The 24,286-nt window shown below is 53.2% G+C and carries 21 protein-coding genes and 1 pseudogene; 18 read left to right on the forward strand and 4 right to left on the reverse strand.

Features of this window, described 5'->3' with window-relative positions; genetic code table 11:
- Window positions 1-16 precede the first annotated feature (16 nt).
- Together OOT55_RS16915 and OOT55_RS16920 are read left to right on the forward strand one after the other, a co-directional pair.
- Window positions 17-1,042: a fatty acid cis/trans isomerase gene (locus tag OOT55_RS16915; RefSeq protein WP_265367013.1), complete on the forward strand. Its 1,026-nt coding sequence runs from the start codon at window positions 17-19 to the stop codon at window positions 1,040-1,042.
- 35 nt (window positions 1,043-1,077) lie between these two features.
- Window positions 1,078-2,256, forward strand: coding sequence for a cation:proton antiporter (locus tag OOT55_RS16920; protein WP_265367014.1), 1,179 nt, complete (start codon window positions 1,078-1,080; stop codon window positions 2,254-2,256).
- A gap of 155 nt (window positions 2,257-2,411) precedes the next feature.
- Here the strand turns inward: OOT55_RS16920 and OOT55_RS16925 are convergent, their stop codons facing one another.
- Window positions 2,412-3,821: a heavy metal sensor histidine kinase gene (locus OOT55_RS16925; protein ID WP_322113815.1), complete on the reverse strand. Its 1,410-nt coding sequence runs from the start codon at window positions 3,819-3,821 to the stop codon at window positions 2,412-2,414.
- Window positions 3,799-4,485: a heavy metal response regulator transcription factor gene (locus OOT55_RS16930; protein WP_265367015.1), complete on the reverse strand. Its 687-nt coding sequence runs from the start codon at window positions 4,483-4,485 to the stop codon at window positions 3,799-3,801. Before OOT55_RS16930 ends, OOT55_RS16925 begins: the two co-directional genes overlap by 23 nt.
- A 174-nt stretch (window positions 4,486-4,659) precedes the next feature.
- Between OOT55_RS16930 and OOT55_RS16935 the strand changes: the two genes are divergently transcribed.
- The 15 genes and pseudogenes from OOT55_RS16935 to OOT55_RS17005 all read left to right on the forward strand — a co-directional run bounded on the left by OOT55_RS16935 (window position 4,660) and on the right by OOT55_RS17005 (window position 18,143).
- Window positions 4,660-6,477, forward strand: coding sequence for a copper resistance system multicopper oxidase (locus OOT55_RS16935; RefSeq protein ID WP_265367016.1), 1,818 nt, complete (start codon window positions 4,660-4,662; stop codon window positions 6,475-6,477).
- A 2-nt stretch (window positions 6,478-6,479) separates the two neighbouring features.
- Entirely contained in the window at window positions 6,480-7,466 is a 987-nt protein-coding gene (locus OOT55_RS16940) for a copper resistance protein B (RefSeq protein WP_265368849.1), read from the forward strand.
- Window positions 7,467-7,501: 35 nt separating this feature from the next.
- Window positions 7,502-7,804 carry a hypothetical protein gene (locus tag OOT55_RS16945; protein ID WP_265367017.1) on the forward strand — a complete coding sequence of 101 codons (303 nt, stop codon included), beginning with the start codon at window positions 7,502-7,504 and terminating at the stop codon, window positions 7,802-7,804.
- 60 nt (window positions 7,805-7,864) lie between these two features.
- Window positions 7,865-8,425, forward strand: coding sequence for a c-type cytochrome (locus OOT55_RS16950; RefSeq protein ID WP_265367018.1), 561 nt, complete (start codon window positions 7,865-7,867; stop codon window positions 8,423-8,425).
- Window positions 8,426-8,440: 15 nt separating this feature from the next.
- Window positions 8,441-10,771 carry a heavy metal translocating P-type ATPase gene (locus OOT55_RS16955; protein ID WP_265367019.1) on the forward strand — a complete coding sequence of 777 codons (2,331 nt, stop codon included), beginning with the start codon at window positions 8,441-8,443 and terminating at the stop codon, window positions 10,769-10,771.
- Window positions 10,768-10,908: pseudogene (locus OOT55_RS17880) on the forward strand (DUF2933 domain-containing protein); the annotation flags it as partial. The gene OOT55_RS16955 and the pseudogene OOT55_RS17880, both read left to right, overlap by 4 nt.
- 144 nt (window positions 10,909-11,052) lie before the next feature.
- Window positions 11,053-11,706 (forward strand): methyltransferase family protein, encoded by a 654-nt coding sequence (locus OOT55_RS16965; protein WP_265368850.1) that lies wholly within the window; start codon window positions 11,053-11,055, stop codon window positions 11,704-11,706.
- Between the two features lie 100 nt (window positions 11,707-11,806).
- Window positions 11,807-12,358 carry a DUF411 domain-containing protein gene (locus tag OOT55_RS16970; protein WP_226070197.1) on the forward strand — a complete coding sequence of 184 codons (552 nt, stop codon included), beginning with the start codon at window positions 11,807-11,809 and terminating at the stop codon, window positions 12,356-12,358.
- A gap of 318 nt (window positions 12,359-12,676) precedes the next feature.
- Window positions 12,677-12,901: a hypothetical protein gene (locus OOT55_RS16975; protein ID WP_265367020.1), complete on the forward strand. Its 225-nt coding sequence runs from the start codon at window positions 12,677-12,679 to the stop codon at window positions 12,899-12,901.
- Between the two features lie 304 nt (window positions 12,902-13,205).
- Entirely contained in the window at window positions 13,206-13,622 is a 417-nt protein-coding gene (locus OOT55_RS16980; RefSeq protein ID WP_248492831.1) for a hypothetical protein, read from the forward strand.
- A gap of 147 nt (window positions 13,623-13,769) precedes the next feature.
- A complete protein-coding gene (locus OOT55_RS16985; protein ID WP_265367021.1) occupies window positions 13,770-14,144 on the forward strand; it encodes a hypothetical protein in 375 nt (124 codons plus the stop codon).
- Window positions 14,145-14,285: 141 nt separating this feature from the next.
- The gene (locus OOT55_RS16990; protein ID WP_265367022.1) at window positions 14,286-16,196 is read left to right on the forward strand and encodes a 2Fe-2S iron-sulfur cluster-binding protein; all 1,911 of its coding nucleotides are present in this window, start codon (window positions 14,286-14,288) and stop codon (window positions 16,194-16,196) included.
- Window positions 16,193-16,951, forward strand: a complete 759-nt coding sequence (locus tag OOT55_RS16995; protein WP_228346322.1) for a hypothetical protein — start codon at window positions 16,193-16,195, stop codon at window positions 16,949-16,951. The genes OOT55_RS16990 and OOT55_RS16995 overlap by 4 nt, the downstream gene beginning before the upstream one ends.
- Entirely contained in the window at window positions 16,948-17,712 is a 765-nt protein-coding gene (locus tag OOT55_RS17000) for a cytochrome C (RefSeq protein ID WP_265367023.1), read from the forward strand. The genes OOT55_RS16995 and OOT55_RS17000 overlap by 4 nt, the downstream gene beginning before the upstream one ends.
- A 17-nt stretch (window positions 17,713-17,729) precedes the next feature.
- Window positions 17,730-18,143, forward strand: coding sequence for a DUF1622 domain-containing protein (locus OOT55_RS17005; protein WP_265367024.1), 414 nt, complete (start codon window positions 17,730-17,732; stop codon window positions 18,141-18,143).
- A gap of 643 nt (window positions 18,144-18,786) precedes the next feature.
- Here the strand turns inward: OOT55_RS17005 and OOT55_RS17010 are convergent.
- Window positions 18,787-21,804 (reverse strand): Tn3-like element IS3000 family transposase, encoded by a 3,018-nt coding sequence (locus tag OOT55_RS17010; RefSeq protein WP_259476907.1) that lies wholly within the window; start codon window positions 21,802-21,804, stop codon window positions 18,787-18,789.
- A 108-nt stretch (window positions 21,805-21,912) separates the two neighbouring features.
- On the opposite strand from OOT55_RS17010, the gene OOT55_RS17015 reads away from it, so the two are divergent.
- Complete coding sequence (locus OOT55_RS17015; protein WP_265367025.1) at window positions 21,913-22,503, forward strand: hypothetical protein; 591 nt, start codon at window positions 21,913-21,915, stop codon at window positions 22,501-22,503.
- 11 nt (window positions 22,504-22,514) lie between these two features.
- Here the strand turns inward: OOT55_RS17015 and OOT55_RS17020 are convergent, their stop codons facing one another.
- Window positions 22,515-24,251 carry a S8 family serine peptidase gene (locus tag OOT55_RS17020; RefSeq protein ID WP_265367026.1) on the reverse strand — a complete coding sequence of 579 codons (1,737 nt, stop codon included), beginning with the start codon at window positions 24,249-24,251 and terminating at the stop codon, window positions 22,515-22,517.
- Window positions 24,252-24,286: the final 35 nt, after the last annotated feature.

A 24,286-nucleotide genomic window follows, 5' to 3' on the forward strand; every position in this document is an offset into this window, starting at 1 on the left:
GGGCCTCCAGAGCACTTTGTCGTTTTTGGACGGAAAATCCCTAGAACCCCGTGATGAGGCTTATCGTACGCATGAAATCACAAAAAAGGGTCTACCGCTATCAGCAATATGGAAAGGCGATGCCAATTCAATATCGCAATTGACCGTATTCAGGCATTTTGACAGTGCCTCAGTTTCCGAAGGATTCATTGGTGAAGGCCCTAATACAGTCTGGGTTATTGATTACCCGACGTTGGAGCGTATCTATTACGATCTAGTGGTTAACTTCGATGTGTTTGGCAGTGTCTCGCATCAAATACTGACTCGGATGTACATGGATTATCTACGGATGGAGAGCGAAGCGTTGTTTCTCTCCTTTCTACCCGTTGCCGATAGAGAACCCATACTTAAACATTGGTATCGAGGGGCGTTGGCGCAGGCAAAGGTGTTTTATGGTCATTCCCATTTGCTGATTGATACACCAGCAGCGATTCATTATGGCGGCAAAGATCCGAAAAATGAATTGATCAGGATGATCGGCACTCGGTCCATGCGCTCGACGCACAGTGCTAGACCTACTACGAATTATGTGCCCTCTGATCTTAAAGTGCTGGATAACTTGTCTGCCAAAAAGTCACTCTGGCTACGTTATCTTCCCGAGTTGAGTTATGTGGTAGTTCACGATGATCATGGAGAGATAACGAACGTTATTTCGATGGTTGTCAACAGGGCTCATGCGAACGTCTCATTTATATTTGGCGAGGAGGATCGCCGTATTCCGGAAGAAGATACATTGATGCTGGTAAATGGGCTGCTGGGGAGTTATCCCAATTTTATTTTTTGGATTGATCAAAGTGAAATCGGCAAGTTTGCCGACGCGGCTAAACAGGTTTCGGATACGAAGAGTATGGATCAATGGGTTGCTCGTTACGGTGTCCGCAGAACTGATCCTAGAATTTGGTCAGTCTTGGATAGATTGCACTATTACAAACAGCATTATTACAAACAGAAAGATGGCGAAAGTGAGGGGCTGCTTGACGTAAGCCGGTATGAAAACCTGTGAGACTAATGAAAGGATAACATGCAAGGAAATCAACTTTGTTCTTTAACCTGACCCTGTTTTTAACCGCGTCACTCCTGATGGTGGCCTGCGGTACTGTGTTTGAACGTTTTAAACTGCCGCAAGCAGCTGTGGTTATTTTCGTCGGTGTTTTGCTGGGACCAGCCGGTGTCCGGGTAATTCAGCTTGGTGATCTTGAACATACCCTGTCTGAGCTCGCGGTGATACTAATGCTGTTCTCAGCAGGTTATAACATTCAATGGCCACACTTTACCGCTGCTATCAAGCCGGGTATCGAAGTGGGCTTGTCGGGAATTGTGACCAGTCTGGTCGCTGGGTTCACCGCCGCCTATTTCCTGTCGAAAGATATTGATGAAGCTCTGTATGTCGGTATTGCCCCGTCTGCTACCAGTATCGGTCTCAGTGTCGCTTTGATGAGTCATGCATCGGTACTTAAAAGCAGGGTGGGGCAAATCCTGTTGGCGGCAGCCATTGTTGATGACATTCTGGTGATGTATTTATTGTCGATCACCCACGCAAGCCTGATCAATGACGGTGGTGTGAGCGTCATTTTGTTCTCTCTGTTATTGAGTCTACTCGTCTTGTCGGGATTAAGCGGGATTCTTTGTGTGTTCAATGCGTTAATTAAACATTTCTCGGTAGATCGATTCATAGATTTCCGGCGGTCAATGGCTATTGCGATGGCAATGTTGTCCGCTTGGGTAACAGCGAGATTCGGTCTCTCTCCAGTAGTTGGGGGCTTTGTCGCTGGGGCGGTTGTTGCTGGCTTCAAGGACCAGGCCGCCGGAGGAGGCAATAATGGAAACACCTCCGACAGCGGCTATTTTGCTGGAATCAGTCAGTTTCTTTCTCCTATGTTCTTCCTGGCCATTGGGCTGGAGATTACGGACATTAACCTACAGGATGAGGGATTACTCCATTACGCGCTGTGGGTCTTTACTGCTGCAGTCATTGGAAAATTGCTTGCACCCTGGGTGCTCGCTGGCGTCATGACAGTGCGAGAATGCTTGCTGCTTGGGTTTGCCTTGTTGCCACGGGCAGAGGTTGCCCTCGTTGTTGCCAGTGTAGGGCTTCAGCAGGGGCATCTGTCACATCATGGCATGATAGCGCTAGTGCTGATGACCCTGGCAACAGCGACTGGGCAGACCTGCCCGCACTTCGGGCACGTCAGCTTGCCGTTGCCATGCTGCACATGAACCTCCACCTCGTCGTCTGCAAGCGACACATTCACCGAGGTGACCTTCCAGGGCTTCTGGATGCCCAGAATCTGGCTGTAGAGCTGTGTATCTTTCATGAGGACAAGGCTAATCTACCCACTCGATTTGGTGAAGACCCCTATATATAAATCAGACTAGAGAGAGGGAAGCGAAACAACGAAACAAGTGGTTCCGTTCCCGGATTGCGCACTGATAACCCCATCATGAGACTCCACTATAGCCTTGGTGATGGCCAACCCCAGGCCGGTACCTTCACTTTGTCGCTGGCGGGATGGGTCTACCCGGTAAAATCGATCAAATAGTTTCGGCAAATGCTCGGCTGGAACATCCTCGCCGGGATTGGCAATTGAAACGGTGGCATGTGCGCCTTCATCCACTGACAAGTGGATTCTAATGATTTCTCCGTGTGGGGTGTAGCGTATGGCGTTGGATAGAAGGTTCGAGAACGCTCGGCGCAGTAGCGCGCGGTCACCTCTCACGACGGGAGCGTTACCTTCCAACACCAGTTGCACCTGATGTTCCGTTGTCAGTGCATCAAAAAACTCGAACAGCTCTTTAAACTCTTGAGTCAGGTCTAATGGGACAAATACAGGTTTGATCAAATCGTTATCGCTCTTCGCCAGCCAAAGCATGTCACTAACCATTTTGGACATCCGTTCTTGCTCCTCCAGGCCGGAATACAGCAATTCACGGTATTCATCCGCTGATCGCGGTTTGCTGAGACCAACCTGACTTTGGGTAATCAGGTTCGTCAGCGGCGTCCGCAGTTCATGCGCGATGTCGGCTGAAAAGTTTGATAGGCGCTCAAACCCTTCTTCCAGGCGTCCAATCATTTGATTAAACGACACGGCCAATTCCCTGAGTTCAGTGGGCAAGGTATCCGCGTCGAGGCGTTCATCAAGGTGATTAGCCTGAATCTTGCGCATACCCTCACTCAAACTCCTCAACGGCAAAAGCCCCTGGTGGATGCCAAACCAGGCAGCCAGCAGTGTGATGGCCCCGGTTCCGAGCATGATCAGCCATAGGCTATTGCGAAAGCTGTGCAGAAAAAACAGATGAAAATCAAGATCGATAGCGGCAGTGATTCGATAGATTTCCGACCTTGCTGTCAGAGTGGTGACCACGCCTCGAAAATTTTTGCCGCCGCTGGCCCACACGGAAACATGGTCTTCATCGATGACGCGCACCGGTGACAGCGCGGCAGCCCCGTCAAAAAAGTCAATTCCGGGAGTGCGAAACAACAAGGTACCATCGTCATCTTCCACCTGAAAATAAACCCCATGATGACCGGCAACGGCCCTTGCCAGGGACTCCTCTATGGAGGCGCCGTTTTCCAGTGCAGTACTAAGAGTGTGCTCTATGGATTGAACGATGGTGCGTAGCTCGTCGACATCCTGCTCCGCAAAGTGATCTCGGATCGACTGCAACACTAGCAGGCTACTCAACACCAGACTGAGACCAGTTGCCAGGGTCACAAACGCCAGGACCCGCGACGTGAGTGGGCTGGGGCACGATTTTTTTCTACGCATCATCGTTTTCCACATCGAGTTTGTAACCCATCCCCCTAACGGTGTGGATGAGTTTTGGCTCGAAGTTGTCGTCGATTTTGGCGCGTAAGCGACGAATAGCGACATCAATTACGTTCGTGTCACTGTCAAAATTCATGTCCCACACCTGGGAAGCAATCAAGGAGCGTGGCAATACTTCCCCCTGGCGACGCACAAATAGTTCCAGCAACGCAAATTCTTTCTGGCTGAGTGTGATTTTTGTGCCGCCGCGACTGGCGCGGCGGCGTGGTAGATCCAGTATCAGATCCGCCACCTGCAAGTGATCGGTGAGCATAGGTACCGTTCCCCTGCGCAGGAGTGTCCGCACCCGTGCCAGCAGCTCTGAAAATGCAAAAGGCTTGACGAGATAATCATCAGCACCCAGTTCCAGTCCTTTGACACGGTCATCCACGCTGTCGCGTGCCGTGAGAAACAATACCGGGGTCTGGTGTCCCGCCTCGCGTAGGGATTGCACGATGCGCCAGCCCTCCACATCGGGCAGCATCACATCGAGAATGATCAGATCAAAAGCTTCCGTCATGGCCAAATGATGTCCATCCAACCCATTGCGCGCGAGCACGATCAGAAAGCCGGCCTCGGCCAGGCCCTGCCGCAGGTAATCACCGGTTTTTACTTCGTCCTCTACTACAAGCAGACGCATAGTCAGGTTCCCCTTCTGAACTGGCCTTTCAGTCTAATGGGCCGATTCGCACAGCCACATGACATAAAGATTACAATATTGTCATCTTGTGGTCATGTTGATGACAGGGTGCATTGATTATGTTGAAAGCCTCGAAAAAATTGACCCGTCACAATGACAGAATGAGGAATCCGAATGAACAGACCAAACAGGCCGTTGAACCTTTCTCGGCGACGCTTCGTGCAGGGATTGGCCGCCGGCGGTGTTTTGGCCTGGGCACCGGGATGGTTACATGCGAGGGGACGAGATAACCCAAGTATCCGGACCGGTTCTGCGCCGATTTTGAGCGGTCGAGAAGTAGATCTGGTAATTGAAGAGATGCCCGTCAATTTCACCGGTGCCATACGCATGGCAACCACAATCAATGGTTCTATTCCCGCCCCGACACTTCGTTTCCGAGAGGGCGACGACGTGACCATCCGGGTAACCAACCGCCTTACCGTTCCGACTTCCATACATTGGCACGGTATTATTTTGCCGTTCCAGATGGATGGCGTACCCGGCATCAGCTTTCGTGGAATCGCCCCCGGTGAGACTTTTGTTTATCGTTTCAGGCTCCAGCAGAGTGGCACTTATTGGTATCACTCTCACAGCGGGTTTCAAGAAATGACTGGGATGTACGGCGCGCTGATTATTGAACCACGCGAGGTTGAAACCATCCGGACAGACCGGGATTACGTGGTGCAATTGTCCGACTGGACCGACGATGATCCCATGTCGGTCTTCGCGAAATTGAAAGTGCAAAGTGACTTTTTCAATTTTAACCAACCCACGCTTCCCGATTTTTTCAGTGATGTCTCTGCATCAGGACTGAAAGCCGCCTTTGAAAAGCGCCAGATGTGGAACGCCATGCGGATGAACCCGACGGACGTGGCAGATCTGTCGGCAGCGACACTGACCTATCTCATGAATGGCATCACGCCCAATGGCAATTGGACCGCCCTGTTTCAGCCAGGCGAGCGAATTCGCCTACGTTTTATCAACGGGGCCAGCAATTCTTTTTACGACGTGCGCATCCCCGGATTGAAAATGACGGTGGTTCAGGCTGACGGCCAGAACGTCGAACCTGTGTCCGTGGATGAATTCCGCTTCGGTCCCGGGGAGACTTATGACGTAGTAGTGGAGCCTGATAACGATTCTCATACCATTTTTGCCCAAAGCATGGATCGAACCGGCTACGCCCGGGGTTCGCTCGCCGTTCGGCAGGGATTGTCTGCGCCGGTCCCGGAACTCGATCCGGTGGAGTGGTTGAGCATGGCTGACATGATGGGGTCCATGACACACGGTAATACAAACCACTCGCCCACATCGAACGGCACCATAGGCCATTCCGGTATGGGTCATTCCCAGACGCATGGCGGGATGGCGATGGATCACCGCACGCACGGCATGCCATCACATACCGTTAACCCACTGCTCAGGCCCTCGCAAGTGGTGCGCCATGCGCGCACCGAGTACGGATCCTCCACTGACATGAGAGTGGATATGCCACGCACCAATTTGGACGATCCGGGTATTGGCCTTAGAGACAATGGCCGTCGAGTGCTGACATTAGCGGATCTAAAATCCGTCACCGGCGTATTGGATGACCGGCGAGCGCCCTCTCGGGAAATTGAGCTGCATCTGACCGGCAATATGGAGCGTTACAGTTGGTCATTTGATGGGCTGGAATTTGGTAAAAGCACGCCGGTGTATTTGCGCCATAACGAGCGCGTCAGAATTATTCTGCAAAACGACACCATGATGACCCACCCTATGCATCTGCACGGTATGTGGAGTGATCTGGAAACCGACCAGGGCGAACTGCGGGTACGACGCCACACGATCCCCGTACAGCCAGCTCAACGCATCAGTTTTTTGACGACACCTCATGATCTGGGTCGTTGGGCCTGGCATTGCCACCTGTTGTTTCATATGGACGCGGGTATGTTCCGTGAGGTGGTGGTCGCATGAGTATGATTTCGTTTCCTTTTGTCTGGGTTCAGGCCGGATTGGCTTTGGTCATATCCCTGACAGCACTCCCTATCGCGGCTCAGAGTGTTCATGAAAATCACTCAGGTCATGCCGGGCAACCCAGTCCCGCCAGTCAAGTAAACAGTCAAACAGCATCAGATCATGCCAATCACGCTGGCGGTACCATCAGTTCGTCAGTCCCTGCGCAAGAGAATATGGAATCAATGGATCATGGCGACATGCAAATGCAAGGGGCTACTGCGTCCCCCGATGCCAGAGATCCACACGCCTGGTCCGGCGGTTTCACCCTAACCGAGGGTCCCTACGCGCTTTCCACTACCCGCACTCTCGTACTGGCCGATGAGCACCGGTTTTGGGCCGTGTTGGGGGATCGGTTGGAATACGACCCCGACAATGAGGTGATGGTATTCGATGTTCAAGCTTGGTACGGCACAACCTATGATCGTCTTGCGCTCAAACTGGAAGGTGATATTGCTGATGGGCGCTTGGAAGAAAGTCGGGCGGATCTGCTGTGGAGTCACGCCATAAGCGCCTACTTCGATGGCCAGGTCGGTGCCCGGTTTGACCAGTACGACGAGGGCAAGGATCGTCAGTGGCTGGCATTCGGCCTTCAGGGGTTGGCGCCTTACTGGTTTGAATTGGATATCACTGCCTATGTCGGCGAGCGCGGCCGCACCGCACTCTCCATGGAGGCCGAGTATGAACTGTTGCTCAGTCAACGCCTGATCCTGCAGCCCCGTGCCGAAATTACGTTGTATGGCAAGGATGATGTGGACAACGGTTTGGGCAGCGGACTGTCTGATGCGGCCCTGGGACTTCGACTGCGCTATGAGTTTTCGCGCCAATTTGCGCCCTATGTCGGCGTTGAATGGACAAGCAAGTTTGGCGGTACGGCTGATTTTGCCCGTGCTGCCGATGAACCGGATGCTGACACGCTGTGGGTCGTCGGATTGAAATTCTGGCTCTAAACCTATTTTCTACTGTGACTTAAGGAGTCAACCTCATGAAACTGAAATCCCTCTCCCGTTTGGCGGCATTGCCTGTCCTGATTATCGCTCTGTCGGTGCAAGCGCACGATCCCAAGGAGCATATGCAAGACGCCGAAAAACCCGATTGTAAGGCCATGAAAGACATGGATCATTCCAAGATGGACATGAACGATCCAGTGATGAAGGCCATGATGCAGAAATGCATGAAGGACATGCACCATGATGAGGAAGAGGAAGCATCGGACTCTTCAACTCCCAACGAGGATCATGGCAAGCACGGGCAGGACAACAAAAAGCCATCCGAGCATCAGCACTAATGATATAGCCTGGCCTTGTCTTTTCCTGTAGGCAACGGCCAGACTTTTTAAGGAGGACTCATGACTGCTGGCAAATCACTGTCCTGCATCAAATGTCTGTTGGCAATAACAGTTATCGTAATTGCAGCCGGCACAGCATTTCTCTACTCAGGGTGGTATCCAATGGGTGCAGACGTGCCTCATAACCGCGTCACCTACTGGATGTTGGAAACCTTGCGTGAGCGTTCTATCGCACGCGCGGCAGCCAACTTAGAAGTACCTGCGGATTTGGATTCCTCCGATCGTCTGCTCTCAGGCGGTGCGGACTACAACGACATGTGCGCAGGATGCCATTTGAAACCCGGCAAAACGCAGAGCGACTTTACTCTGGGGCTTTACCCAGCACCGCCCAACCTGACCCGTAACGACGATGGTGGCGGTACCAACAAGGCACAGGACCAGCGACGCTTTTGGATCATCAAGCACGGTATCAAAGCATCCGGCATGCCTGCCTGGGGCCCTGGTCATGACGATGAACGTATCTGGAACATGGTGGCCTTTCTGAAGCGCCTGCCGGAGCTGACACCGGAGCAATATCAAATCCTGACGGCGCGTGGCGATGATCAGGCCGAACATCATTAAAGGGGGAGGACGCCAATGGCGCATCATCATTCAAACACCGGCGGTACACTGACCGATCCTGTATGCGGTATGGCTGTGACTGCCACGTCATCTCACAAGGCTGAATTTCGAGGCGAGGTATATTCTTTTTGCAGTGCCTCTTGCCGGGAAAAGTTCGTCGCCGGCCCCACGGATTACCTCGAAAAGCCGATAACACCAGTCGTTCACAACACGCCGAACGAAACGAAGAGCAACGTCGAATACAGCTGCCCGATGCATCCGGAGATTCGGCAACCGGGGCCGGGTACATGTCCCAAGTGCGGTATGGCGCTGGAACCGATCATGCCCAGTGCGGAAACCGAACAAAATCCCGAGTTGGCGGACTTCCGTCGCCGATTCTGGTACACCTTGCCATTGACTGTGCTGGTTACTCTCATTGCCATGTCGGGCGGCGCCTTCGACAACTTGCTGGGTGGCGCTCGTCCATGGGTAGAGCTGCTGCTGGCGACGCCAGTGGTACTGTGGTCAGGGTGGCCTTTCTTTGTGAGATGGCTGCACTCCATCCGCTTGCGCGCACCGAATATGTGGACGCTCATTGGTACCGGTACTGGTGCGGCTTATGTGTACAGCGTAGTTGCTGTGCTCGCCCCGGATATTTTCCCCACGTCCTTTCGTGAGGCCGGCCATGTGGCCGTATATTTTGAGGCGGCGGCGGTCATCATTTCATTGACCCTGCTGGGTCAGGTGCTGGAACTGAAAGCCCGCTCCGAAACCGGTGCGGCAATTCGGGCGCTGCTGGGACTGGCGCCCAAGACGGCGCGACGTTTACGGGATGACGGGACGGAAGAAGATGTTCCGCTGACCCATGTGCATCCGGGCGATCGCCTGCGTATTCGCCCTGGTGAAAAAGTGCCGGTCGATGGTGTGGTGCTGGAAGGTGAGAGTGCCATTGATGAATCCATGTTGACTGGTGAGCCCATGCCGGTCAGCAAGCGTACCGGCGATGCGGTCATCGGCGCATCACTCAATACCAGCGGCGCCCTGATCATGCGCGCGGAAAAAGTCGGATCGGCCACGGTGCTTTCTCAGATCGTACAGATGGTGGCTAATGCTCAGCGATCTCGAGCACCAATGCAGCGTATGGCTGATGTGGTCGCCGGTTATTTTGTATTGGTGGTTATCGCGGTCTCACTGGCCACTTTCATTCTGTGGGGGATGTTTGGCCCCGAACCCAGCTGGGCCTTTGGCCTAATCAACGCAGTGGCGGTATTAATTATTGCTTGCCCTTGTGCACTGGGCCTGGCAACACCCATGTCAGTGATGGTGGCTACCGGTAACGCAGCAACCCGGGGTGTCCTTTTCAAAGACGCTGCGGCGATTGAACAGCTGTGTAAGGTCGATACCTTGATCGTCGATAAAACAGGAACACTGACTCAGGGCAAGCCAGCGTTCCTGTCTGCAGCGGCAGCACCCGGCAGCAGCTCAGACGAGGTGCTGCGTTTGGCCGCCAGTCTCGACCAGGGGAGCGAGCATCCGCTCGCTCACGCCATTGTGGCTGAGGCACACAATCGGAAATTGACCTTGAGCACTGTCAATGACTTCGAATCCAGTTCCGGTATTGGTGTGCGCGGACATGTGGATGGGCAGTCTCTCGCGCTGGGTAATACTGCACTGATGGATGAGCTGCAAATCGACTGGCGCGGCATGTCTGATAAAGCAGAGGCGCTGCGAACCCAAGGCGCCAGTGTGATGTACCTTTCGGCTGGTCCGCAATTGGTAGGCTTGCTGGCGGTCGCCGATCCCATCAAGACATCCACCCCTGAAGCCATCACGCAACTGCGCACTCAAGGCCTGCATATCGTTATGGCCACCGGTGATGGTCTCACCACTGCCCAGGCAGTAGCGCAAACGCTTGGTATCGACGAGGTACACGGCGAGGTACGTCCAGAAGACAAGGACAAACTGGTGGCACAGTTGCAGGCTAATGGACGCAAGGTGGCCATGGCCGGTGACGGCATCAACGACGCACCCGCCTTGGCCCGCGCCGATGTCGGCATTGCTATGGGTACGGGGACGGATGTGGCGATGAGCACGGCGCAACTGACCCTGGTCAAGGGTGATCTACGCGGTATCGCCGTGGCGCGTGGGATTTCGTTGGACACCGTTCGAAATATGCGCCAGAACCTGATGTTCGCTTTTCTTTACAACGCTTTGGGTGTGCCTATAGCCGCCGGTGTGCTGTATCCGGTAACCGGCTGGCTATTGTCGCCGCTGATTGCCGCACTGGCCATGAGCCTGAGCTCCGTGTCGGTGGTGGGTAACGCGCTACGTCTGCGGCAGCGAAAAATCACCGGAGCTGATCAATGAACAAGCATTCAGGCTCCTTCTGGTTGACTTCCAAAGGTTTGGCCGCGATAGGCCTGATCGGCGCAGCAAGTTATTTTCTGCTGATCGAACATCGCGACCATGTCCTGCCGTTTCTGCCTTACCTGATCTTGCTGGCCTGCCCGTTAATGCACCTGTTTATGCATGGTAGGCATGGGCATCATCACTCAGAGGAAACCCAGTCCGAAAGCTCGTCCCATGCACCTCACCGCTTCCAAGGTGAGGTGCATGGGACGAGCTTTCGGACGAGGAGGAGAACAACAATGCACGGTGAATCTGCATACGGCCTTTGGAGCCTCGTTCTGATCAACTCCGCCATTTTTATTTTTTTCGCCTTCAGCTTCGTCAAACCTCAAAGCCAGCTGGATTGGCGGAGTCTCGGCGCGTTTTCTGCCTTTATCGTGGCCTTGTTTACTGAAATGTACGGGTTTCCGTTAAGCATCAATTTTCTCTCCGGTTGGCTGGCGGAAAAGTACCCCGGCGTGGACTTCCTATCACACGACAACGGCCACTTGCTGCATACGCTCCTTGGACTGGACGGTAATCCGCACTTTGATCCCCTGCATCTGGCGAGCAATATCCTGATTGTTCTGGGATTCTTTATGCTGGCGTCCGCCTGGAGTGTATTGCACAAGGCACAGCAAAACCGCCAATTGGCGAACAGCGGTTGGTATGCCCGCTGCCGACACCCGCAGTACCTTGCGTTCATCGTGATCATGTTTGGTTTTTTACTTCAATGGCCTACGATCCCGACGCTGATCATGTTCCCCGTATTGCTTGTGGTCTATGTCCGCCTTGCCAAACGTGAGGAACAACGCGCGCTGGAAGAGTTTGGGGAACACTATCGCGATTATCAGGGACGCGTGCCAGCCTGGCTGCCGAGCCTGAAACCTCAACTTCTCAAGGAAGGGTTATGAAAAACCGGTCAGATTTTTTTAAGGCGGGGAGTATATTACAGCTCGCTGCCTACTAAGCGATTGATGCGACCTGGATATCAATCCATTCGGAGACAAGATCATGTCATTACTACGCGTAGCTGGCTCACTCATGGGCCTGTTTTTTCTGGTATTCCTAACTGGCTGTGACACTTCAGATCCGACGAGTGCGCCTTCCTCCCCAGATAGAGGGGGTCTGGAGATTACCGCCAGCACGGAAACTACATTTCTGACGGTCTATAAAAGCCCAACCTGTGGGTGTTGCAAGGAGTGGATCAGTCACATAGAAAGAGCGGGCTTTACCACTGAAACACGTCATCCGGCGAATCTTGAACGCTTTAAGGATCAGCACGGCATCGCGACCAATTTGCGTTCCTGCCACACGGCCGTCTCCCCAGGGGGCTACGTGTTTGAAGGCCATATTCCGGCCCGCTACATCCAACAGTTTCTGGATAATCCTCCTGCCGATGCAATTGGCCTGAGCGTGCCCGGCATGCCGGTGGGCAGCCCCGGGATGGAAGTGGGCGATAAGTTCATACCGTATCAGGTGTTGTTATTGAAGCACGATGGCAGCACCGAGGTATTCGCTCGTGTGGAACAGCAGACACACCAATATCAAGAAGGAACACTATGAAAGGAGTTAATGCCATTCTCCATCAAGCACGCCGACTGCACGCATCAACATGGCTTAAACATTACAACATCGTCATCTTGGGGTCATGTTTGTGACAGACATAAGCGACTAACCTCGGAGGTACCAAATGGGTAAAACTTTTTAGCCACGCACTTCCCCCTATCAGCGACAACTCAAAAAGGAGTCCGCTATGAAAATCCGTTTGTACGCGTCCTGGTGCTTGGAACAGCCATCCTGTGGCTTGCAGGCTGCGCCAATAGCCCCTTCTATCACGGCCAAATCATGAGAGGCCAGGTAGTTCAGTCTACGGCGTCCGATGTGGTAGTATGTGTAGGTAAACGCGACGGTGCCGAACCTGGGCAGCTGTTGAGTGCGTACCGGGTAGTATTTGCAGAAGGTGTTGTTGAAGAAGGGGCGTCAAACGTTCGCCGAGTGCCGGTAGGCAAGGTGAAAATTGTAAATATCATTGATGATCACTTCGCAAAAGCGCGTGTTATTGAAGGTGACATTGCAAAAAATGACATCGTAGAGCTTCAAAAATAGAGGACGAGATATAAAGCATATCCACCAGTTTTAGTTGATTGCGAGACTTCTTACGAGGATAACTTATGATCATGGCGGTGACATGGACGGGAAACACTTTATGCTCATTGTTTGGTGACATCCTGAGATGTGTGAGTCCTGCTTATGCTGTAACTCAGCGCAGCGGCTCGTAAATTAAAACCGCATGCTTCTGGCGAAAGCTTGCTTCAAATCAACTTGGCCTGGGCTCGAATTGATTAATCTGCGGCTGGCCATTTACAAGCTGTCAATTACGTTGTTTTAAATAGCAATTTTGGAGACATCAATGAAAAAGATTATCACAGCGTTAGCGTTAACAAGTATTTTCGCTATGCCGGCGTTTTCCCAAAGCGGACATACTCAAAGTGACCCGGCTACGCAGGCTGGCGGCATGTCGACACAATCCACTCAAATGCCCGACCTGCAGTCCCAAATGGAAAAAATGAAAGGGCTGATGGAGCGCATCCGATCAGAACAGAATCCTGAAGTCCGCGAAAAGCTTATGCAGGAGCACATGACAGCCATGGAGCACGGCATGCAGATGATAAGTGAGAATATGAAAAATGATTCTCAAAAAGACACAATGAACGCCGAAAAACGCATGGACATGATGAATGATCGCATGGACATGATGCATAAAATGATGGAACAAATGATGGGTCAGATGAAAGGTGGTATGGGTATGTCTGGTGGCCATATGTAAGCCTCCTTGCTCACTTTTCTGACATCGCGCGAAGGCGACAAGCGCAAAAGTAAAACAGGTACACAACTGTCATTGCACTCAATAGAAACAGGTTTTTTACATGCCGGGTTATCCGGCGTAATTTTTCATCAAAACGGAGATAGACATATGAAATTTTCTAAATTGTTTTTCAATCTGATTGTGGCAACAGCGCTGGTATTTTCTTTCCAGGCTCAGGCTCAGGCACAAACCCAACCTGCCGAAGAACCTATCATGGAACTGCTGAACAGCATGGCCGATAAGCCAGAAGATCATAAGGCGATTGCCGACTATTACCGAAAAAAGGCCGGTGAGGCGCGAGAAGAGGCCAGTCTGCATGAGAAAATGAAAGACAAATATCGCCATAGTCACGCTCAAATGAAGGGTATGGCTGCCGGAAAATCCACACAAAAACATTGTGAACGTGTCATCAAGCTTCAGCAATCTGTAGCCGAAGAGTACGATGCCTTGGCTGAGTTGCATGAAAAATCCGCCAAGCAGTAAGTAATTGCTTAAGAAAAAATGCTAACTGCCTTTGCCTGCACGCTACCGGAAAGGCAGTTTACATTCCTGACCGAGCTCGCAAACCGACCAGTAATATCATCATCGCAATATAACGTTTACTGAAGCCGGAACCCAAACCTCATGGCTCATTGCAAAAAACATACGTCATATTGGGAAGTATCCAGCTCTCTAAAACTGAATAGGTGGTTACCTTTGGCCGCTTTCCAACGCTTTTCCGAACTATTACAGCGGGCAACGATATACCTGATCGTAGCAACTGTTTTTTTGTCCGGCCCCATTCAGGCTCAGGTCTCCCCGGAGGATCATCAAGCTCATCACCCAGACGTAGCGGCCCCACCACCACAATTCACACCAGCTTCTCCGGTTGTCGGAAAAAGTACCGGCATGATGGAAGGCATGGGAGAGATGATGCGCCAAATGGGTGTACCTCCCCCGAAAGAGATTTACCCATCACTCATGACGTTGTCTGATCTTCCGCCCGAAAAACGGGCGGAGGTGGAAGCCGCTGCCCATGAACGTATGGCCAGTGGCACGGCACTGATGACCGACGGGCTCACCCGCCTCGCCGATTCTGCATCCTCCAATGATTATGAACTGATGCAGCAGGCCGTGAGCCTGCTGCATGAAGGTATGGCACGATTCGAGAGTGGGTTGGCGGCTCATCAGGTGTTGGTCGGCACCGACGATCCGCAGGCCGTTGCTCTCGACTGGTTCCGACGCGAAATGGAACTGCCTGTGCCAAACCCGCCTGTTGCAAACACGGGGGTCATGGGTATGACCTGGTTCCATTTCTGGATCATGCTCAGCTCGGCGGCACTCATCGCCAGTTTCTTTTGGTTGTACATACTCAAGATGCGCCGGGCCTCGCAGCTCCTGAGCAGTTTAGCGGCGCCAGCGCGGCAGCCTTCACCTCTGCAGGCCCCAATGCCGCCGCCAATCCAATTCCCAGGATCTGCCGAGACTACCGCGTCTGGACGACCCTGGTCGGGGCAGCTGCGCATCAGTCGTATTTTCCAGGAGACCGGCGACGTCAAAACGTTCCGGCTCGTGAATCCGGTCGGAGGGATGCTGCCCTTCGATTACCTGCCCGGGCAATTCATCACAGTCACAGTGCCACACGGTGAAGCAACTGTTCGCCGTGGCTATACGATCGCCTCTTCGCCGACACAACGGGATTACATCGAAATCACTGTCAAACATGCGCCTGAGGGTGTGGTGTCCGGTTATCTCCATTCCGAGATCCACGAAGGTAGCTTGCTGGATCTCTCGGGACCGGCCGGTTCGTTTGTTTTCACAGGCCGGGAATGCAAATGCATTGTTCTGATTGCCGGAGGTGTTGGCATCACGCCACTTATGAGTGTATTGCGCTATCTTCTGGATCGTAGTTGGGAAGGTGACATTTTCCTGGTTTATGGTTGCCGTGCACCAGAGGACATCATTTTTCGAGAAGAACTGGAGTATTTGAGGCGCCGTCACACCAATCTTCAGGTGGTCATTACAGTATCGCAAAGCGGGGCGGAAAAATGGGCTGGCCCTCAGGGGCGCATCACCAAAGAGTTGCTGGCCGAGTCAATCCCGGATTTGCCGTCACGCTATATCCATATTTGCGGTCCTGTCCCAATGATGGAGGCGACGAAGCAGATTCTCTCAGAACTTGGCATACCTAAAGACCGCATTAAAACAGAGGCATTCGGTCCAGCTCTTGGCAAACAGGAACGCTTGCCGAGCGCTGATCAGAAGACCGCAGGCCCCAGTTCTCCCAAGCCTGGGCTTCCCACGGTTACCTTCACGGATTCGGACAGAGCGGGACCCCTTCCTCCTGATAAAGTTGTGCTCGATGTGGCTGAAGAATTGGGCGTGGACATCGATTACTCCTGCCGCGCCGGCATATGTGGGGTTTGCCGGGTAGAGCTACTTGCTGGTGAAGTTAGCATGGACGTTGAAGACGGCCTGGAGCCGGGGGATAAGGAAAAAAACCTAATATTGGCCTGCCAAGCCAAAGCCAATTGCGACATTTCGGTAAAGGCATGAAAGAACGCGAACGGTTTATCGTCACTGCACTTGTCCTGCTGTTGCTGGCTTTCTGGTTGGGATTCCTTTTCCATCGCTCGCCCCGCTTTCCTGGTAGTGCTATCGGTGGGGTGCTTGGTGTGTCGGGAGCGGTGCTGATGCTGATTCCGCTGGCCTACCTCATCGTAAAACGCATCAAAATCCTGAACCGGTGGGTTACGAGGTTCGTGTCGATGCGAACATTGTTAACCTGGCATATTTATGCCGGTGTGCTGGGACCCATTCTCGTCATATTCCATTCCAGCCACAAATTCGATAGTGCATTGGGTATCGCACTCACCGTCATGACCCTGATTGTTGTCCTCAGCGGGTTTGTTGGTCGCTACCTGTTGACTCGCCTCTCCGACACCATCCGTGAGAAAAAAGAAACCCTTACCCAACTGGAAATCAGTTACCGCCAAGTGGCTGCGGAATTGGTCGGAGATCCGGGACATGCCGCGATGCTGCGTTCATTTACAGGGCTTTTCACACGCTGGATTGCCAATAAGCTGATTCTGAGAAATCAGCTGGGACAAGAAAGCCCTCCACCGATGCGGGCGCTTGCACTGGTGGATGCCATGGCAGAGATTGAGTATGCAGTGAAGATGCACCAATGGTTCAAATCCGCCTTCCAGTGGTGGCTGCGCTTTCACATTACCATTGCTTTTGTTCTGTACCTGCTGCTGGCTCTGCATGTATGGGCAGGTATTTACTTCGGTTTACGGTGGTTTACATGAAGCTTTGGCCACATTTTTTAGTCGCGCTAGTTGTCATGGGTGCCCTGTCAATGTGGGTCTATTACGGTGGTGCGCATCCTGGCGGCAAGGCCTCGGGCCTACTTGATAAAATAACCTGGCAACGCATGGCAAACCCCGGTCCGCTGACGGGTGGTCATGCTTTCCTCGAGCACGACTGCGCTGCTTGTCATACGTCAGTCAAAGGTGTAGAGGCAAACAATTGTATCGTCTGCCACGCCAACAATAAGGCCTTGCTGGGGACACAGTCCACCGCTTTTCACGCAGATATCGGTAGTTGTAGCAGTTGCCATGTAGAGCATCTGGGGAATAATCAGCGCCCCATAAATATGGATCATAAGGTGTTGGCCAAAATTGGTCGGCAGCATTTGCCACCTAAAGAGCGCGAGTGGATGGAAAATCTGGCAGCACCGCATAAAAGAATATCTGTGCTCGAAACCCCTTTAAACTGCGCTAGCTGTCACAGCAACGAGGAACCGCATCGCGGCCTCTTTGGCACCGACTGCGTCATTTGCCACTCAACGGTCGCATGGGCCGTACCCGAATTCCAACATCCGGCGGCGACGTCTACAGAGTGCGCGCAATGTCATCAAGCCCCGCCGAGCCATTACATGGAACATTTCAAGATGGTGTCAATGAAAGTATCGGGCGTGATGCATGCCGAGGTTTCTCAATGCTTTCTCTGCCATAAAACCAATAGCTGGAATGACATCAAGAACGTCGGTTGGTACAAACATCACTAAAACACCCGGAGGACGGAATGGAAACGCCGCTACATTTCGCCATGTTGATTCTGGAAGGGATCGGAGGCTTCATTATTGTCGGTGCTGCAGGACTGTCATCATTTGATCTTGTACGTACCTGGTTCACCAAAGGGCTACGGGTAGATATCGAACCACTCAGACTACAATTCGGTCAGCGTCTGGTCTTGGCGCTGGAATTTCTCATTGCGGCAGACATTCTTGCCACGTTGCATACCCCTACTCTGGAAGGCATTGCGTTGTTGGGTTCGGTGATTGTTGTGAGAACAGTACTGAGTCTGGGTATCGCGTACGAGCTCCGACATGCATTTTGCTCAGTCACCGAACACAAAAATTATGAATCACACCCTCCGGGATCGGAACTAGAAGATTCTGTACGCACAACTTCGCCCGCTCGAAAACACTGGCGGTGAGCCTTGCACTGAACGCAACACCTCATCCTTCCCCATTTGAACTACACGAAAAAAGCTCGCAAATATGATAAGTCTGGCACGACCGCGATTCTTGTCTGCGATACATCTCCACATGCGGGCAATAGACCATGATGATGGTAATCACAACGGCTAGATGTATAGCCTTCAGAAGGTGGCAATCTCTACATACCTATCGGTGCATTTCTGACGGCCCGCGTAGACGCGTGCAACATGGGCTTATCAACTTATGGCTCTTTGACCTACCACGAGCACGAAAATACAGCGGGAGGACGCGATAAATTTAGTGCTTCCCTGAAATCCATTCAGCCACATCGGGAGTCATGTGGGACGCAAAGCCGATGGCGATCAAAAAACACCCAGCGTTGCTTATTACACGATATAATCTATTATTATCTGGTGTTAGAAATGGCCCTGCGGTAGACCTGGGTAATTCTAAACAAAGCACCCATTCAATCCATAGCAAACGAGAAGCATTCACAGGTGTGACCACGCCTGCGGGTCGCGACTTAGGGGTTCTAGGGATTTTCCGTCCAAAAACGACAAAGTGGGGTTCTAGGGATTTTCCGTCCAAAAACGACAAAGTGCTCTGGAGGCCGCGCCGTCCGTGGCCTCCAGAGGGGTATTACTTTTCGCTGACGGGTAAATATCCCTCGATTGAGCGCATAAGCTCCTCCAGATCTGGCAATTTTTCGCTCAATTCGAAGTGGTAAGTCCCCTTGAGGTTAATGTTGTGCCAGGCCACAGGGGATGCCTGTTTGACGATATCTATTCTCTTGGTATCTCCTTGGTATTCGAAGCTGGTCAACAGCTGGCTGAGTATCCTGGAGTTGAAGTAAACGATGGCATTGGTGACCAGGCGAGCGCACTCATTCCATAGCTGGATTTCTTCGTCTGAACTGCCCCGGAACTGATCCCCATTGACGCTGCTCACGGCCCGACGCAGTTGGTGATAGGCCTCTCCCCGGTTCAGCGCGCGCTGAACATAGTTTCTTAAACTGGCATCATCGATGTAGCACAGTAGATAATTCGCTTTCACCAGGCGATTGTATTCCGTCAGGGCTTCCAGCAGCGGGTGATTGCGCTTGTACTCCGAGAGCTTTCTCACCAAGGTGGCTTGCGTTGTTTTCCGCTGCTTAAGTGATACTGCAATCCGTTGGATGGTATCCCAGTGCTGCGCAATACGATGGGTATTGATTGGCTTTTTTAAGCACAGCTGAATTCGGTGTTCTTTGTCTTCCTTGACATCAAACATGTCATTGATCACTTTGCCAACCTGGGCATAGCGTGGGGCAAACTGGTATCCGAACAGATCCAGTAACGCGAAGTTCACATGGTTCACCCCATGGGTATCGGTTGAGAGCACATCCGGAATGATGTCTGACGTATTGCTCATCAACAAATCAAAGATGTAGTGCGATTCATGTTCGTTGGCGCCGATCACTCTGGCGTTGATCGCAGCGTGATTGGCGATCAAGGTCATGGCAGAAACACCTTTTTGAGTGCCAAAGTACTTCGACGAATAACGGGTTTTGAAGGTCTCGCGCCGGGCTTCGAACTTTTGACCATCGGCACTGGCGTGGATCACATCTTCCTGGATGTTGTAGTACCGGAAGATGGGTAGCTTGGCTGTCGCGTTATTGATGTTGTCGTTAGCAGCATTCAATGTTTCCAGGCGAAGATAGTTCGCCTGGATAGTGCTGAGCTGATCATAGGTACGATCAGAGATCTGTGCCATGCCGTAAATGCCTTGATTGGTTGCATTGCCGACCAGAATTGCCAACAGGTCATATTCATGGGAACGGCTTCTGGATTGGGAACCCAGCACATGAGCGAAGCAGTCAATGAAACCGGTGTCACGATCAACCATGCGCAGTACATCCGCAACCCCCGTTGTGGGAATTTGCTGGAAGAAGGGATTGTTGACCAGATGATGTTTGCTGGCCGAAGGCAGGCGCCAGAAGCGTTTACCCTGCGGATTACGCAAGATGATATTCCGGTTGTCTTCCTGTTCAAGATATTCGCCGACTTCGTACAAACGGGTATCCAATTCCATGGCCATCTGTTTGATCAGCTTTTCAGGCTCCTCCGCTAATTTTGTAAAATGGCTCTGTTGAAGCAGCGTATATTTGTTTTTTCGCCAATGTTCCCCGTCGATCAGGTCGGCGTCGAGTGCCCGGTATTTAGTGATATCAGGCAGCGTCAGCTGGCCATTCAGGCGATCAGGAATCTGTTGATAGAGGAACCACTCATAACGATCGATCAGGATATTCCCTTCACCATCCAGCAGGAATTCACGTGATTTTTTGGAAAGGAGTCTGGTGTCGGCAGTTTGCAACTGAGCGTCCTGGCCGTTGAGTTCGTTTTGTGTTTTCGCCAAGGCGGCCGCTAAGTGCTGGGTGCCGTCGCAGCCTTCGAAGCGCAGACATAGGAACAACTCTCGCAGCAAACCTTTCCGCAGACTTTCTTTCTCGTCGCAGTACTGCCACATGGCTTCATCGACCGATCGTCGCTGCTCGTTCAGGAAGAGACATACAGATTCCAGATCCCTTTTGGTCAGCAGGCTCAGTGCTTGCTGTCTTACTGTTGCAAACGGTAGTTGCAGATCAATGCTGTCATCAATGAACAGGTGCAGTACTTCAGCTGCCTTGCTGACATTTTTAGCTGCTTTTTGCCAATCCTTAAACACCGCTTCCTGCGCATAATCCTTTGCCTTCTGTTTGGTCTGTCTGACATGATGCACAAAGCCATCGGCAATACGTTCCAGCGCTTGCTGCCATCGCGTTTGAAGATAGCACAATAAATACAGCCATTGGCTGCCTACGGTTTGACGTTTCAGTTTGGCACCGTAGTAGTCGACTTTCTCTGCCAGGTGTTGCAGATTTTTCTGCGACAGTGATAGCGTGCTCAACAGCAGATCCACTTCCGGCATCCAATGCTGGATATGGCGATAGACAATCAGTTCTTTCTCCAACTCGGTTCCGGTGAAGTTACGAGCCGATTGTCGCAACTGTCGGAACGGCAGTGGACCTGTGCCGTTCACGAGCTCCGCCAGTGCTTGCTTAAGACCGCGTGACATTGCACGCTCAAGGTGCGCGGCCATGTGTTCCTGTTCGTCTCCCACCACCTGACTGATGATCTTTTGCAGCGTGCTGTAGGCAGGGATTGCGATCTTCTGCCCCGAACAATATTCAATGGCCGCATCGAAGAGGTGCCTAGGCGCTGTCCAGGCTCTGGCTTGCTGGGATAAGTAATCTCTCAACGCCGCTCCATGGTCTTTGACATTCCAGCGCTGGTAGTTGCAGAGCTGGAAAACACGTTGGTAAATCCGTTCGTTCTCTTTTGGCGTGAGATTAAAGGGTCTACAGCCTGGGCCTGGTAGAACGGTTTGATAAACGTATTTGAGGTCCTGCTTGATCTGATGAAAGCCGGGATTCAGCACCACCGGCTTGGCTTTGAAATAGCCCAGCAGTACCACCAGCATGTAACGCTGGCCCCGATGACGGAGGCTTTTAGCGATCGCCAGTTCCTTATCGTTCAGCGAGAAAAAGAAGCGTTGGTCGGCGGAGGTGAAAGCGGGGGGTCCATATAACTCATCTTGTTCTGCCTCGGACAAGATTTGGACACGTTCTTCGAATGCCATGGATTTAGCCCAAAAAGACTAAATCTTACTCAAACAGAGCCCAAATAGGGATCTCGAAAAAAGTAATACCCCTCTGGAGGCCACAGACGGCGGGGCCTCCAGAGCACTTTGTCGTTTTTGGACGGAAAATCCCTAGAACCCCTCGATGGCAGCATTGCCTATTTGGGCGGCGAGCGCCTGCTGGAGAACCGGCAGATCGCCCTGGAGGCGTCCCGTTTGTTTAACCGCGTCTGGTATCTGCGCGGGGAGCTGGCGTTCAAACAGACCGATTTATTGCAGGCACCAGAGCGCAATAACGACGATACCCGGGCGCAGTTCGCGGGCTATTATTTTCTGGACGGAACGGCTCACTACCTCAGCGCCAACTACCGGTTCAATGCCAAGCGCGCCGAACAGTTCCGGTTTGATTATGACGGGCACCGGTTTGGTGTGTTGTATAACCGTCGCCTTTCAGACTGGGCGACGCTCAAGCTGGATTGGCGCTACGAGGAACGGCAGTACCTCAGTGGTGCCTCGACTCCCGCCAGTGGACAGCGCCTGGATGAGCGTGAGCGGTGGCGGGTGCGCCTGGAAATCCCGATGGGTAAGCGGTTGGAGCTTGAGTTGCGCTATGAGCATCGGGACTATGGCTCCAATCTCGAGAGTGTGGATTACACCGACAACCGCCTGGAAGCGCGCTTTACCTTTGAGCTGCTTTGAGGCGGCGGGCCTCAGGGGGAGGCCGGCGTTATCAGTTGGCTTTTCCCCGGCAGTCCAAGGCCGAACAGCGGGTCCTTACCGGGTTCACCCAAATCCACTGTGTCCTCACTCAGCGCTTGAAGCGCCTGCCCCGGCGAGCCGGTATCGGCCAACTGCCGGGCCAGCAGTGCGGTGACCACCGGCGCCGCAAATGACGTGCCGGAGACCCGGGTAAAACCCTGGTCCCCCGAAGCGGCGGTCAGGTTGACGCCATAGGCGGCAAAATCCAGGTGATCACCACGCACCGCATAGGGGTAGAGGTCGAGCGTCCGGTCGACGGCGGTCACCGCCACCACGGTGGGGTAGGCGGCCGGATACTGCGGGTCGGCGAGTGGGCCGGCATTGCCCACGGCGGCAACGGGCAGTATGCCGCGGGATCGGATCTGTTCCAGAACGGTTTCCAGTGTCTGATTCGCGGGACCGGAGAGGCTGATATTGATAACCTCCACCGGCCGGGACGCCAGCCAGTCCAGGGCCGTAATCAGGGTCTGGGTGGTAGCAATAGAGCCGTACTGGGCCTGTTCGGAAAATACCGAGGCGATGTACAGCTCGGCATCGGGTACCAGGCCCTCCCAGTCTTGCGTTCGCCCCACCAACAGCGATGCGACGGCGGTTCCGTGCGCCAGATCCTCGTCCGAGGGGCGGGCGGCAAAGGCTTTCTGTTCCACGCGAGCACGGGCAAACGCAGGGTGTCGGGTATTCACCGGTCCATCCAGCATGCCAATGGCGGTACCCGAACGGGAGGGCACGCCGGGGCGGTAAAGTGCTGACAGGGTCAGGGGGGCATCGGGCGCGGTTGTCGGGCCCTGGTGGTATTCGTAGCCGTGGTTAAAGTCGACCGACAGCCCCGGATAGCGTTCGCGCAACTCGGTGCGAAGTGCCTCCAGCGGCACGTCGCTTTTGACCTCAAAACTGCCCAGACTGGTTCCCAGTGCAGAGAGTGGGCGTCGCTCTCTGAGGTCCAGCGCCGGGTGGCGACTTAACTGTTCCAGCAGCTCGTCGTCCGCCAGCACCAGCATTTCGTTGCGGACGATGAGGTCACCGGTATTGAGCTCTATCAGGCTGTCCAGGTCCTCTTCCAGCGCGTCCAGCAGCCGCTCCTCCAGAGCGTCGGCCAGTTCATCGTCCTCGTCGAAGCGATCGTCCAGGTCATCATCGTTCAGTTCATCCTCGAGGTCGTCGTCAATATCGTCGAGCTCGTCTTCCCAGTCATCGTCGTCCAGTCGATCTTCAGCGGCTTCCTCCGCCAGATCTTCGGCAAGGTCCTCGGCGTCATCATCCAGGCTGTCTTCCAGCTCATCCTCGGCTGCTTCTTCGGCCAGTTCCTCGGCGAGGTCTTCCGCGTCATCGTCCATGGCATCCTCGGCGGCGTCCTCCGCCAAGTCATCCAGTTCATCTTCCAGCTCGTCGTCGAGTTCGTCTTCCAGGTCATCTTCCAACTCGTCTTCGATGTCATCATCCAGATCGTCCAGCTCGTCCTCGAGGTCTTCAAGCTCATCGTCGATGTCGTCGTCCAGTTCATCGTCGATGTCGTCGTCCAGTTCATCCAGGTCGTCGTCATCAATCTGGGCCAGATAGAGTGTCTGGGAGGAGCTGGTGAAGGAAAAGGGCGAGTCCGCCTGAACCGTTCCGGTACCCAATACAACGCCCAGCAGACTGGCGAGTAGCAGGCGAGGGCTGGGAAGGAGACCGTTTGCAGGCATGGTCATGGGCTCGATTCACGTCGAAGGGGGGGAGCAGAATA

This window comes from Marinimicrobium sp. C6131 (assembly GCF_026153455.1).
Taxonomy (GTDB): domain Bacteria; phylum Pseudomonadota; class Gammaproteobacteria; order Pseudomonadales; family Cellvibrionaceae; genus Marinimicrobium.

Bases quoted from the DNA above. Each gene is read 5' to 3' on its own strand.
- OOT55_RS16925 (WP_322113815.1), bottom strand. From the start codon at position 3,821: ATGTGGAAAACGATGATGCGTAGAAAAAAATCGTGCCCCAGCCCACTC.
- OOT55_RS16930 (WP_265367015.1), bottom strand. From the start codon at position 4,485: ATGCGTCTGCTTGTAGTAGAGGACGAAGTAAAAACCGGTGATTACCTG.
- OOT55_RS16935 (WP_265367016.1), top strand. From the start codon at position 4,660: ATGAACAGACCAAACAGGCCGTTGAACCTTTCTCGGCGACGCTTCGTG.
- OOT55_RS16940 (WP_265368849.1), top strand. From the start codon at position 6,480: ATGATTTCGTTTCCTTTTGTCTGGGTTCAGGCCGGATTGGCTTTGGTC.
- OOT55_RS16945 (WP_265367017.1), top strand. From the start codon at position 7,502: ATGAAACTGAAATCCCTCTCCCGTTTGGCGGCATTGCCTGTCCTGATT.
- OOT55_RS16950 (WP_265367018.1), top strand. From the start codon at position 7,865: ATGACTGCTGGCAAATCACTGTCCTGCATCAAATGTCTGTTGGCAATA.
- OOT55_RS16955 (WP_265367019.1), top strand. From the start codon at position 8,441: ATGGCGCATCATCATTCAAACACCGGCGGTACACTGACCGATCCTGTA.
- OOT55_RS16965 (WP_265368850.1), top strand. From the start codon at position 11,053: ATGCACGGTGAATCTGCATACGGCCTTTGGAGCCTCGTTCTGATCAAC.
- OOT55_RS16970 (WP_226070197.1), top strand. From the start codon at position 11,807: ATGTCATTACTACGCGTAGCTGGCTCACTCATGGGCCTGTTTTTTCTG.
- OOT55_RS16980 (WP_248492831.1), top strand. From the start codon at position 13,206: ATGAAAAAGATTATCACAGCGTTAGCGTTAACAAGTATTTTCGCTATG.
- OOT55_RS16985 (WP_265367021.1), top strand. From the start codon at position 13,770: ATGAAATTTTCTAAATTGTTTTTCAATCTGATTGTGGCAACAGCGCTG.
- OOT55_RS16990 (WP_265367022.1), top strand. From the start codon at position 14,286: ATGGCTCATTGCAAAAAACATACGTCATATTGGGAAGTATCCAGCTCT.
- OOT55_RS16995 (WP_228346322.1), top strand. From the start codon at position 16,193: ATGAAAGAACGCGAACGGTTTATCGTCACTGCACTTGTCCTGCTGTTG.
- OOT55_RS17000 (WP_265367023.1), top strand. From the start codon at position 16,948: ATGAAGCTTTGGCCACATTTTTTAGTCGCGCTAGTTGTCATGGGTGCC.
- OOT55_RS17005 (WP_265367024.1), top strand. From the start codon at position 17,730: ATGGAAACGCCGCTACATTTCGCCATGTTGATTCTGGAAGGGATCGGA.
- OOT55_RS17010 (WP_259476907.1), bottom strand. From the start codon at position 21,804: ATGGCATTCGAAGAACGTGTCCAAATCTTGTCCGAGGCAGAACAAGAT.
- OOT55_RS17020 (WP_265367026.1), bottom strand. From the start codon at position 24,251: ATGACCATGCCTGCAAACGGTCTCCTTCCCAGCCCTCGCCTGCTACTC.